At 72.4% G+C, this 10593-nt stretch carries 8 protein-coding genes; all 8 read right to left on the reverse strand.

Annotation, left to right across the window (positions count from 1 at the left end; all coding sequences use genetic code 11):
* Positions 1 to 166 precede the first annotated feature (166 nt).
* On the reverse strand, positions 167 to 364 hold the full coding sequence (locus ACFXC1_RS38550; protein WP_381251805.1) for an MbtH family protein: 198 nt from the start codon (positions 362 to 364) through the stop codon (positions 167 to 169).
* 113 nt (positions 365 to 477) lie between these two features.
* Positions 478 to 1560, reverse strand: coding sequence for a GntG family PLP-dependent aldolase (locus ACFXC1_RS38555; RefSeq protein ID WP_381251806.1), 1083 nt, complete (start codon positions 1558 to 1560; stop codon positions 478 to 480).
* On the reverse strand, positions 1547 to 3070 hold the full coding sequence (gene argH / locus ACFXC1_RS38560) for an argininosuccinate lyase (protein ID WP_381251808.1): 1524 nt from the start codon (positions 3068 to 3070) through the stop codon (positions 1547 to 1549). The genes ACFXC1_RS38555 and argH overlap by 14 nt, the downstream gene beginning before the upstream one ends.
* Positions 3067 to 4299 (reverse strand): ATP-grasp domain-containing protein, encoded by a 1233-nt coding sequence (locus ACFXC1_RS38565; protein ID WP_381251810.1) that lies wholly within the window; start codon positions 4297 to 4299, stop codon positions 3067 to 3069. Before ACFXC1_RS38565 ends, argH begins: the two co-directional genes overlap by 4 nt.
* Positions 4296 to 5354 carry a pyridoxal-phosphate dependent enzyme gene (locus ACFXC1_RS38570; protein ID WP_381251812.1) on the reverse strand — a complete coding sequence of 353 codons (1059 nt, stop codon included), beginning with the start codon at positions 5352 to 5354 and terminating at the stop codon, positions 4296 to 4298. Before ACFXC1_RS38570 ends, ACFXC1_RS38565 begins: the two co-directional genes overlap by 4 nt.
* Positions 5329 to 6336 carry a GHMP family kinase ATP-binding protein gene (locus tag ACFXC1_RS38575; RefSeq protein ID WP_381251814.1) on the reverse strand — a complete coding sequence of 336 codons (1008 nt, stop codon included), beginning with the start codon at positions 6334 to 6336 and terminating at the stop codon, positions 5329 to 5331. The genes ACFXC1_RS38570 and ACFXC1_RS38575 overlap by 26 nt, the downstream gene beginning before the upstream one ends.
* Positions 6337 to 6451: 115 nt before the next feature.
* Positions 6452 to 10441, reverse strand: coding sequence for a non-ribosomal peptide synthetase (locus tag ACFXC1_RS38580; protein ID WP_381251816.1), 3990 nt, complete (start codon positions 10439 to 10441; stop codon positions 6452 to 6454).
* Positions 10438 to 10581 (reverse strand): hypothetical protein, encoded by a 144-nt coding sequence (locus tag ACFXC1_RS38585; protein ID WP_381251833.1) that lies wholly within the window; start codon positions 10579 to 10581, stop codon positions 10438 to 10440. Before ACFXC1_RS38585 ends, ACFXC1_RS38580 begins: the two co-directional genes overlap by 4 nt.
* Between the last annotated feature and the right edge of the window lie 12 nt (positions 10582 to 10593).

Raw genomic sequence — 10593 nt, forward strand, 5'->3', positions numbered from 1 at the left:
AGCGAGGACTTCGCCGACGGCGCCACCAATCCGCTGAATAACTGCGCGAAGCACAACGGCGGCGCCGACCCGTCCCCCCCCCACCCCGCGTGCCCCCCCCCCCCCCCCCTACCCCCGGCCCCCCCGGCGGGGCGCCCATCGGCGTGTGACTCGATCCGCCGGAGGCCTACGCGGCGGTGGCGGAGCGCAGGCTCAGCGGGCGCATGTCGGTCCAGGTGCGCTCGATGTGGTCGAGGCAGTGCTCCTTAGGACCGCTGACGCCGACCGTGCGCCAGCCCTGCGGGATGTCGCGGTCGGCAGCCCAGATGGAGTACTGCTCCTCGTCGTTGACGACCACGAGCCACTGCTGGGAGGTGTGCTGCATGACGATTCTCCGATCGTGTGGTGGAGCTGTTTCAGGGATGGGTGTGGAGCGAGTGGTGCGGACGGGACGTGGAAAGGGTTCGTAGGCAGGGGAATCGGCCGGCCGGGGACAGCTCAGGCGGCGGCGGTCTGCGGCAGCAGGATGTTCCGGAAGACGGCCAGGGCGTGGTCGGCGTCGGCGTCGTCCACCCCGGCGTGGGTGACCGCCCGGATCCGGCCGCGGCCCAGTTCGGCGAGGCGCACGCCCTGCTCCCAGGCCTGTTCGATGAACCGGGCCTGCGTCAGGCCGGGGGCGTCGACCCGGAAGAACACCATGTTGGTCTCGACCGGCTCCACCACGACTCCCGGCAGCGCGGCCAGCCCCTCGGCCAGCCGGCGCGCCGTGGCGTGGTCGTCGCCGAGCCGCAGTGTCATCTCCCGCAGCGCGACCAGCCCGGCCGCGGCCAGCACCCCGGCCTGCCGCATGCCGCCGCCCAGCATCTTGCGGATACGGCGCACGGACCGGACGAACTCGGAGCTGCCGGCGACCATCGAGCCGACCGGCGCGGACAGCCCCTTCGACAGACAGAACTGCACCGAGTCCGCGTATCCGGCGATGACGTGCACGGGGACGCCGAGGACGAGCGCCGCGTTGAAGAGGCGGGCGCCGTCCAGATGGACAGCCACCCCGCGGGCCTGAGCCAGCGCCCGAACCTCGGCCAGGTACTCCAGCGACAGCACTCGCCCGCCGCAGCGGTTCTGCGGGTTCTCCACACACAGCAGGGCGGGCAGCGCGAACTGCGGGTCCTCGGGGTCCTCCGGGAAGGCGGCTTCGATGTCGGCGAGCGTCATGGTGCCGTCGGCCCGGTTGACCACCGGTTCTACGATCACGCCGCCGCAGTAGGAGGCCCCGCCGGCCTCGTAGACGTAGATGTCGGACTCGGCGCCCGCGAGGGCCTTGGTGCCGCGTGGGCAGTGGGCGAGGAGGGCCGCCAGGTTGCCCATGGTGCCGCTCGGCATGAAGCAGGCGTCCTCCATACCCAGCAGCTCGGCAGCCAGTTCCTCCAGCTCACGGGCGGTAGGGTCCTCGCCGTAGACGTCGTCGCCGAGCGGCGCCTTCGTCATCTCCTCCAGCATCCGGGCCGTCGGCAGGGTGAAGGTGTCGCTGCGAAGTTCGACGACGGGCGGCGCGAACGCGTCGTGGTCAGTGCTCGGCATGGATGTTCCTCCTCGGGTTCGGGTTCGGCAGCCGGCCGATGTCCTGGCTCTGGTCATGCACCAGGGCCACCGCGTCCCGCAGACGCTCGTCGGCGTCGCGCCAGCGGGCGGTCTCCTCTGCCAGCCGGGTGCGGTGGTCCTCCCAGCGCGGGACGAGCTGTCCGTGGCAGTGCAGGAATGAGGCGCGGCCGGGGCCGCCGCCGTACTCGGCCGCCCGCCACACGGCCTGCGGACTCAGGTCGGCGGACTGGCCGGCCCTCGTGTGGACCTGTGCGTCGAGAGCCGCGCCGAGCGAGCCGGCCCGCCCCTCCACGACGGCGAGGGCGGCCTCCCCGACCTGGTGGTGGGCCCGCCGGAACGGCACCCCCTGCCGCACCAGCCACTCCGCGGTTGCGGTCGCGTGCGTCAGCCCCGCGGTCGCCCGGTCCGCCATGGCCTCGGGGACCGGCCGGGCCCCGTCGTAGGCCAGCCGCAGGATCTTCACCGCGTCGATGGTGGCGTCCAGGGCCGGCATCACATGGGCCATCGCCTCGGTGCCGACCGCGATGGAGTTGGTGAACGGCGTGCCCCGCATCGCGCTCACGGCGGCCGTCAGCCCGCCGAGGGCGGCGGCGGACTTGCCCTGCACATGCTCCAGGACGAACGCGTTGCGCTTCTGCGGCATCATCGAACTCGACCCCACCAGCCCGTCGGGGATCGACACCAGCCCGAACTCCGCGCTCGACCACATCAACAGGTCGAGGGCGGCCCGGTCGAGGGTGACCCCCAACACCACGGCCGCCGACAGCAGCCGCAGCGCGGTGTCCCGGGTGGCGATGGCGTCGACCGAGTTGCGGACCGGCTCGCCGAAGCCGAGGAGTTCGGCCGTACGACGCGGGTCTATGGCGACGGTCGTCCCGCCGATCGACCCGGCGCCCAGCGGACACAGCTCAAGCCCCTCGCCGGCCTGGGCCAGCGCCCTGGCGTCCCGTTCGAAGGTCTGGGCAAGCCCCAGCAGGTAGTGGCCGTAGGTGACCGGCACCGCCGCCTGGAAGTGGGTGTAGGCGGGCATGAGCACCTCGCGGTGTTCGTGCGCGCGTGCGAGCAGCACCCTGCCCAGCTCGCCCAGTTCCTCCGAGAGCCGGCGGTACGGTTCGCGCAGCGCCAACTGGAGGCAGGTGACGCCGAGGTCGTTGCGGGACCGGCCGGTCTGGAGAACACCGCCGGTCTCGTCGCCGAGTGTCTCGATCAGATGGGACTCGTAGGCCAGGTAGAGACCGCGCGGAGCGGGCCTGGTCTCCAGTGGCAGATAGTCGCTCTCGCGTAACTCCGTGATCGCCTTCAGCAGGGTGGACGCGGTCCGTACACCCACGATCTGCCGCTCGGCGAGCATGACCACATGTGCGAGGTCGACGTGGGTGATCCTGTCGAGTTCGGTCTTCCAAGCGAGCCTCGGCGGGTCGCGCCGCTCCAGGAGCATGCGGCGGATCTCGGGGGAGGCGGCGCTGCGCAGGCGGCCGGAGTCCGTCACGCCGACACCTCCTGACGAGCCGTCAGGATCGGCTTGACGCGGCGCACAGCCTCGGCGGCGGCTTCCGCAGCCTCGGCGGCGGACCCGCCCCGGGCCAGTACATGCCCGATCCGGTCCCGGAAGTCGCCGCCCACGACGATCTCCGCTCCCGGCTCCCGGTAGGTCTCCACATCGACCACGCCGGGAACGGCACGGGCCTGTGCCACGCCCTCGAAGCCGCGCAGCCGGCCGCTGTCCCCGGCCACCACGAACCGGATCGCCGCGCCCCGGGCCACCGTGGCGGCCACCGGGGCCGGCCGGCCGCTGAACGCCGCGACCGTGGCCAGGATCAGGTCGGCCCCGGTCGCCTCCCGCACCAGCCGGGGGATCCAGCCGCCGGCCAGTCGTGGGTTGACCTCGATCAGGACCGGTCCGACGGGGCCGAGGCGCAGTTCCACGTGCGCCGGGCCGAGGGCGATACCGAGGGCCCGTACGGCCGCCTCCGCGGCCTCGGTCACGGCCTCGGTCACGGCCGGTGCCAGGGCGGCGGGGAAGTCGTGCCCGGTCTCGACGAACAGGGGCGGTGCCCCGAGGTGCTTGGCGGTGATCCCGGCCACGGTGCCGTCGAGGACCTCCGCCGAGTACTCAGGGCCGCTCACGAACTCCTCGACCGTGACCCGGGGCGGCACCGGCCGGCCGCGCTCGTCGAACCCGCGGGCCAGCAGGGCACGGGCGTGCCCGGCCGCCTGCACGGGGTCCGCGCACAGCAGTACTCCGAGGCTGCCGCTGCCCATGACCGGTTTGACGACCACCGGGTAACCGGTCTCCTCGGCCGCGGCCAGGACCTCCTCGACCGTTCCGGCCACTGTGAACCGGGGCACGCGCACCCCGGCCGCGGCGAGCCGGGCCCGCTGCGTGCCTTTGTCGCGGACAGCGGCGAGGTCCTCGGGGGAGTTGGCCGGGAGGCCGAGGGCGGTGGCCGCGGCCGCCGCCGTCTCCACGTAGTAGTCGGAACTGGTGGCGACGCCCGCGACGCGCCGTCCGACGGCCAGGCGGCGGCAGGCGTCGAGCACCGCGGCCACGCTGTCGGTGTCGGTGCGGACCACCTCCGCGCCGCCCACCGAGGTGTACCGGGACGGGTCGGCGGCCAGCAGCACCGGGTGCAGGCCGAGCGCGCGAGCAGCTGCCGGGAACAGCCGGCCCGTACCGGTGGTGTTGCTCTCGACGAGGACGAACAAGTCCTGGGTCATGCGGTCACTCCTTCCATGAGGGCGACGACCTCGTCACGTGTACGCCGGCCCCAGGAGAACCGGGACCAACTACCGGCGGCCTGGGAGGGGTGGTCCAGCGTGCGGGGCGCCCCGGGCGGTGAGGTGAGGAAGCCGTTGCGGCGCAGCCACGCGGCGTTGTGGACGGTGTTGGTGTAGCGGTGGCCCTCGTCGGGGAAGAGCGCCATCACCCGCAGCTCCGGATGGCGCTCGGCGTACCAGCGCGCCACGTGGTGCGCGGCGCCGCTGGTCGGCCCCATATAGAGGGCGTGCTCGGAGTGCAGCCGCCGGGTCGCGGTGAACGCGGTTTCGGCGTCCAGCCAGTGGACCTCGTCGAACAGGGTGTGCTCCAGGACGGGCGGCACCAGGCCGTTGCCCAGCCCGCGCAGTTGCCGGGCCCCGGCGGGGGCGCCGAACAGCACGCTTCCCGGGGTGTCCACCCCGATCAGCTTCAGCTGCGGGTTCAGTGCCCGCAGGAACGACCCGATCCCGGACGACGAACCGCCCGAGCCGACCGGGCAGACCAGCGCGTCGAACGTGCCCATGCTCTCCAGCAGCAGTTCGGCGACGGCACCGTACGACACCGGGTTGAGCGGATTGTCGTACTGGCCGGGGGTGTAGTACGAGTCCAGCCGCGCCTGTACGCGGGCCACCCGGTCGAGCCGGGCCTGCTGCACGCCACGGGTGCGCAGTTCGGGGCCGGAGACGATGATCACCCGGGCGCCGAGTGCCTCCAGCCGGCGGCGCAGCGGCGGCTCGATCGCCGGGTCCCCGACGAGGGTCAAAGGGATGCCCTTGAGCCGGCACACCATCGCGAGCCCGAGTCCGAAGGTTCCGGACGTGGTCTCCACGACCGTGGTGCCCTCGGTGAGTTCACCGGTCTCGATGGCACTGGTGAGGATGAACTGCGCGGGCAGCAGCTTCATCAGATGGAAGGCGGCCCCGTACACGTTGGGTCCGACCTGGATGACCTTCGGCAGGGCGTGACCGTCGACCGCGCTCGCGAAGGTCCTACGACTGGTGTGCGTACGGGACATGAGAGTCGCTCCCGGCTGTGTAGCGCCAATGGTCGGTGATGCGCAGTTCGGCGAGCCGGCGGGCGGCCAGCGCCGTGCGCTGCTCCAGCCCGGGCTGGTGGGGTGCGAAGAGCAGGGCGGCGACCGTGCCGCTGTGGGCCACCTGCACACCCAGCGCCTCGGTCTCCTCGGCGATCTCCAGTACGCGGTCGAAGCGCGGTACCGGCAGGAACCGTTGGTTGATGCGGGCGCTCGCCGTGGCGATCCTGCCGAGCTCCCGGTGATCGCCCCGGGCCACGGCCCGGCGCATCAGGCCACGCAGCGCCCGGAAGCATTCGATCTCCCAGGCGTTGTACCGGGCCCGCGGCAGCGCCAGGGTGTCGATCTCCGTTTCCGTCGCGGAGAAGCCGACCACCGCCAGCGGCGGCACCGGCCGGTGGAAGTCCTCGATCACCAGGCCCTCCCGGTGCGCGAACAGCACCATCCGGTCGGAGTAGACCAGGGGGTCGGTGGCCGCCTCGGCGGCGACCGCGATCCGGGCGATCCGCTCCGGTGAGAGGGTGCGGCCGGCCGCGGACAGCACCGCGAAGATCGCCGCGGTCACATCGCTGGTCGACGAGCCCAGGCCGCGTCCGACGGCGACGTCGCTCCGCAACTCCAGCTCGCCGCCGTAGTCGCTCAGACCGAGCGCCTCCAGTGTGGTGCGGGCGGCGCCGAGGGCCTTCGTCTTCCACGCCGGGGTGACCGTCAGCTCCGGCTGCCATGGGCTCAGCCGCACCACCGCGTTGCTGGCGAACAAGGAACAGGGGAGCGTCACCAGGCCGCGGTGGAGTACGCCGTCGTCCTCGAACACCCCCTGGAGCAGTTCACCGTGGTGGCTGGGGGCGGTTCCGGTGCCAATGAGCACGCCGTGCTCCAGGTGCGGGGGCACCAGCTCCATCTGTGCCTGGCCGTGCATGTCCGGTACGGACAGCACATCCTGGCTCTGCACGCCGTTCTTCACCTACGCCTCCTTGAACGTACGGGTGTGGGAATGGAGGTGTCGCGTCCCGCCCCATCGGGCGGGCCCGGGGACACGGGGCCAAGGCGGCCCCGCGTCCGGCCGGCGTCGTCGCCCCTCATGTGGCCGCGGCCTGGTGGGGACGGACGATTTCGGCGATCCGCGCGGCCAGTTCACCGACATGGGGCGGGTGCACCATGTCGTGGTGGTTGCCCGGCACCGGCACGGTGGCCACCGCGCCCCGGGTCAGCGCCCGCCAGGCGTCCGGATCGACGTCGGGGCTCTTGAGGGTCGGGTGGGCCTCGGACACCGTGATCAGATGGACACCGGCGTCGAGGACGGCGGTGGGCCGGTACCGTCCGGCGGCCACCCCGTTGGCACGGGCCACCTCCACCATGCGGCGCACGGCGGTGGACTCGATCCGGTCGGGCAGCCGGCCGTCCTGATGGGACCGCCGCACCAGGGCCGCGATCAGCGCGTTGTCGTCGAGCGCGTCCATCTGCTGCGACGACAGTCCGGCGTCGGCACCGAACCGGGAGAGCACGTCCTCGTCGCCGACGAGGTCCGCGGACCCCGGCACCGGCGAGTCCAGCAGCACCAGCGCGGCGACCTTCCGGCCCGCCCGCTCCAGCCGTGCCGCCATCTCGAAGGCGACGACACCGCCGAAGGACCAGCCGCCGAGCAGCACCGGACCCTCCGGCACCACCTCGGAGATCTCGGCCAGATAGCGCTCGGCGATCTCCTCGACGGTGCGCAGCGGCGCCACGTCGGTGTTGTACCCGACCGCCTCGACGCCGTACAGGTCGACGTGGCCGTCCAGTTCCCTGGCCAGCCCCATGTAGGAACTGACACCGCCCCCGTGCGGGTGGACCAGGAACAGCGGCGAACCGGTGGCCGGCGAGGCCGACGACAGTGGTACCAGCAGCCGTTCGGAGACGGCTGACATCTCGGGCAGTGCCCCGCACAGCGCCTCGATCGTCGGCGTCCTGAAGAACGTGCTCAGCGGCACGCTCACGCCCAGCTCCCGCCGTACCGCCTCGACCAGTTCGAAGGCGCTCAGCGAGTTGCCGCCCGCGGCGAAGAAGTCGTCGCGCACGCCCACCGGTGACCGGCCGAGGACCTGCTCGCAGAGCGAAGTGACCCGCAGCTCCAGCGAGTCCCGGGGCGCGACAGGTTCGGCACCTCCTTCCGCGGCCGGCTCGGGCAGCCGCTTGCGGTCCACCTTGCCGTTCGGGGTGAGCGGTATCCGGTCCAGGCCCACCAGCGTGGCCGGGACCATGTACTGCGGCAGCCGCTCGCGCAGGAAGCCGCGCAGGCCGGGCTCGTCGGGCTCGTCCCGCCAGGAGACGTAGCCCACGATCCGCCGGGCCATGTCCTCGCCCGAGGTGATCACCGCGGCCCGCGCCACCGCCGGGTACTGCTGGAGGGCCGCCTCGATCTCGCCCAGCTCGATGCGGTGGCCGCGGATCTTGACCTGGGAGTCCTCCCGACCGATGAACTCCAGTGTGCCGTCGGTGCGCCGACGGGCCAGGTCGCCCGTGCGGTAGAGCCGGCCGTCGGTGCCGAACGGGTCGGGCACGAACCGTTCCGCGGTCAGCCCGGGCCGTCCGGCGTAGCCGCGGGTGACGCCCGTGCCGCCGATGACCAGTTCGCCGACGGCCCCGACCGGCACCAGCCGCATCCGGTCGTCCACCAGGTGCACCTGGGTGTTGGCGATCGGCAGCCCGATGGAGACCGGCCCCGCCGCATCGTCCGGGACGATCAGGTGCAGGGTGGAGTAGACGGTGGTCTCGGTCGGCCCGTACAGGTTCCACAGCCGGGACACGCGCGGCGCCAGTTCCCGGGCCAATTGAGGGGAGAGCGCCTCGCCGCCGGTGACGGCCTGGAGGTCGCCGCCCTGCCAGCCGCCGAGCAGCAGCAGATGCCAGGTGGCCGGGGTCGCCGCCAGGATCGTGGCGCCGGACTCCGCCAGCGCGCCGGCCAGGGCGGCGCCGTCGGAGGCGGTCTCCCGGTCCACGACGACGATACGGGCGCCGCTGACCAGCGGCACGAACAGCTCCAGCACCGACGCGTCGAACGCCACGGTGGTCACTGTGCACAGCACGTCGTCACCGGAGAGGCCGAGGGTACGGGCGATGTGCAGGGCGAAATTCACCAGACCCCGGTGGGGCACCATCACCCCCTTGGGGCGACCGGTCGAACCGGAGGTGTAGATGATGTACGCCAGGTCGTCCGGCCGCGGCGTCACCGGCTCCGGCCGCTCCCCGGGCGGCAGCGGTGGCGGCGCGCCGATGTCCACGACCCGGACGTCCGCGTCCAGTTCCAGCCCGGCCACCAGCTCGGGACGGCCCAGCAGCAGCCGTGCCCCGCTGTCGGCCAGCACGTACGCCAGCCGGTCCGGTGGATAGTCGGACTCCAGCGGAAGGTAGGCCGCGCCCGACTTGAGGACCGCGAGCAGCGCGACCAGCAGCTCCGGGGACCGTTCGACCATCACGCCCACCGGGGCGTTCCGGCCCGCGCCCTGGGCCCGCAGCACGGACGCCAACTCCGAGGCTCTGCGCACCAGTTGGGCGTAGGTGAGCTCCGTGCCGTCCAGGCCCCGTACGGCCACCGCGTCCGGCGTGAGCTCGGCCTGCCGGTCCACCAGGTCGGGCACGAGCAGGGGAGATTCCGGTACGGCGGTGTCGTTCCAGTCGGAGAGCAGCAGCCGTTCCTCGCCCGGCGTGAGCAGGTCCAGATCGCCGATCCGGGTCTCGGGGCTCCGCACCGCATGGGCCAGGATCCGCTGGTAGTGCTCGGCGAACCGGCCCACCGTGCCGGCCTCGAAGAGCTCGGTCGCGTAGGAGATCAGCACTTCCATCCGGTGGTCCTGTGTCACCACGGTGACGTCCAGGTCGAAGCGGGCGGTATCCGCCTCGACCGGCAGCGACCGGGCTGACACCCGGGGCAGCCGCAGCTGCGAGGTCTGCTCCTCGACCAGGTTGAACAGCAGCTGGAACAACGGGTTGCGGCTCAGGTCGCGCTCCGGCCGCAACTCGTCGACCAGCACGTCGAACGGCACGCCTTGGTGCTCGTACGCCTCCAGCGTGGTTCCCCGGACCCGGGAGAGGAGTTCGGCGAAGGTCGGGTTGCCCTCCAGGCCGGTACGCAGCAGGACCGTGTTGACGAAGAAACCGATCAGGCCCTCCGTCTCCTGAAGCGTGCGACCGGACATCGGCACGCCGATCGTCACGTCCCGGCTCCCGGTGTGCCGGGAGACCAGGGCAGCGAACGCCGAGAACAGCACCATGAACGGCGTCACACGGTATTTCTGGGCCAACTCCCTTACCCCGTCGACGACGTCGGTGTCGATCACGTGGGAGACCCGGGCGCCCGTGCCGCCGCGCACCGCGGGCCGTGCCCGGTCGCCGCGCAGCTCCGTCGGGGTCGCCCCGGCCAGGGTCCGTTTCCAGTGCGCCACTTCGGCGACCGCCTCCGGCGTCTCCAGCCGCCGGGCCGCCCAGTCCGCGTAGTCCCCGTACTGAATCGGCAGCTCAGGCAGTTCCGGACGGCGGCCGGCGGTCAACGCCGTGTATGCCTCGGACAGTTCACGCCACAGGATCTGCATCGACGCCGCGTCCACCGCGATGTGGTGCACGACCACGGTGAACAGCCAGCGCTGCTCGGGCAGTTCGGTGAGCCGGGCGCGCAGCCACGGGCCGGTGGCGAGGTCGAACCGCCCCTGGATGTCCGCGCTGCTCAGCCGATACGCCTCCTCGTAGGCCGGCCCGACGGTCAGGTAACTGAGATCGGTGCGCTGGAGCCGGATCGCCGACGCCGGTCCGACGCGGAGCCGCGGGCCGCCGGTCGCGTCCTGCACCACCCTGGATCGCAGGACGGTGTGCCGCTCCACGACCAGGCCCAGCGCCGCGTCGAGCGCGTTCGCGTCGAGCAGCCCGGTCAGCTCGAAGACCTGGGCCATGTTGTATTCGACGAGTTCGGGACGGAGGTGTTCGAGCAGCCACACCCGTCGCTGCGCCGCGGAGAGCGGCGCGTCCACGGCAGGACTCGAGTCGGTCTGCCGCCGCACGGTGTCCACTGCGCGTTCCACGATCGGACTTGTCGTCATCGGGGCGTCCTCCCGTCGGCCGTACCGGACGCGGGCAGGAGGTGTCCCACCGCTTCGGCCATGGTGTGGATGGTGGGGTTGTCGAAGATGAGTGCGAGGGGGATGTCGGGGGAGAGTGCTGTGCGGAGTCGGGAGATGATGCGGGTGGCGAG

It is taken from the genome of Streptomyces hokutonensis, from assembly GCF_042751305.1.
Taxonomy (GTDB): Bacteria; Actinomycetota; Actinomycetes; order Streptomycetales; family Streptomycetaceae; genus Streptomyces; species Streptomyces hokutonensis_A.